Origin of the sequence: Neptuniibacter pectenicola, assembly GCF_001597735.1 — a bacterium.
GTDB lineage: Bacteria > Pseudomonadota > Gammaproteobacteria > Pseudomonadales > Balneatricaceae > Neptuniibacter > Neptuniibacter pectenicola.
Genome location: NZ_LUTS01000044.1, coordinates 1 through 1181, shown reverse-complemented (window position 1 = coordinate 1181; position 1181 = coordinate 1). Strand labels below are relative to the sequence as shown.

The following is a 1181-nucleotide window of genomic DNA, read 5'->3' as shown; positions in this document are numbered from 1 at the left end:
GCACATGGCCAACACTGGATCACCTTGTAACGCACAACCGACGCTACCGATCATCAGCGACGACAAAGCCCACGGGCAGCCCCTTTGGCTGCTTGCTGAGCTGACCTATAAATGCCCACTGCAATGCCCGTACTGCTCCAACCCTCTCGATTTTTCTGACTTTGGCGGTGAACTCACCACCCAGCAATGGCTTGATGTCTTCCAGCAAGGGCGAGATCTGGGGGCGGTTCAGTTGGGCTTTTCAGGCGGCGAACCGTTGGTACGACAGGACCTGATCCAGTTGATCGGGGGTGCCCATGAGATGGGGTACTACACCAACCTGATCACCTCAGGTGTCGGCCTTAATGAACATAAAATGGCTGAGTTCCAGCAAGCGGGCTTGGATCATATACAAGTCAGCTTTCAGGCCAGTGACGAATCCGTTAACAACATGCTATCGGGCTCTAAAAAAGCCTTTGAGCAGAAGCTGAAAATGGCCAAAGAGGTCAAAGCCCAAGGTTATCCGATGGTGCTTAACTTCGTGACCCATCGTCATAATATCGATCGTATCGACCGTATTATTGAGCTTTGTGTTGAACTTGATGCGGATTATGTTGAGTTAGCCACCTGCCAATACTACGGTTGGGCTTACGAAAATGTAGAGCAGCTTCTCCCAACCCGGGCGCAACTTGAGCGGGCTGAACGTATTACCAACGAATACCGTGCAAAACTGGCGGCTGAAGGTAATCCAATCAAACTGATCTTTGTGACGCCGGATTACTACGAAGAACGCCCCAAAGGCTGCATGAACGGTTGGGGCCAAGTGTTCCTGACGGTTACGCCGGATGGTAAAGCGCTCCCTTGCCATAGTGCACGGATGTTGCCGATCGAGTTCCCGAATGTCACCGAGATGAGCTTGCAAGCGATCTGGGATACCAGTCCTGGGTTTAATCACTTCCGTGGAAATACATGGATGAAAGAGCCTTGTCGTAGCTGTGATGAGAAGGAGAAAGATTTTGGTGGTTGTCACTGTCAGGCCTTTATGCTGACAGGGGATATGTACAATGCGGACCCGGTCTGTGCGAAGTCGGAGCATCATCACCTGATCGAAGAGGCGCGGGAACGTGCGGAAGCGGTGGTCAATAACCCTGATGAGTTTACCTTCAGAAATGAGCGTAACTCTAAAGTCTTTGCGAAGGGTT

The 1181-nt window shown here is 51.4% G+C and carries 1 protein-coding gene; it reads left to right on the top strand.

Features of this window, described 5'->3' with window-relative positions:
• Positions 1-1181 (top strand): pyrroloquinoline quinone biosynthesis protein PqqE (gene pqqE / locus A3773_RS16770; protein ID WP_438942554.1); only part of this gene is annotated, 1181 nt, incomplete at both ends.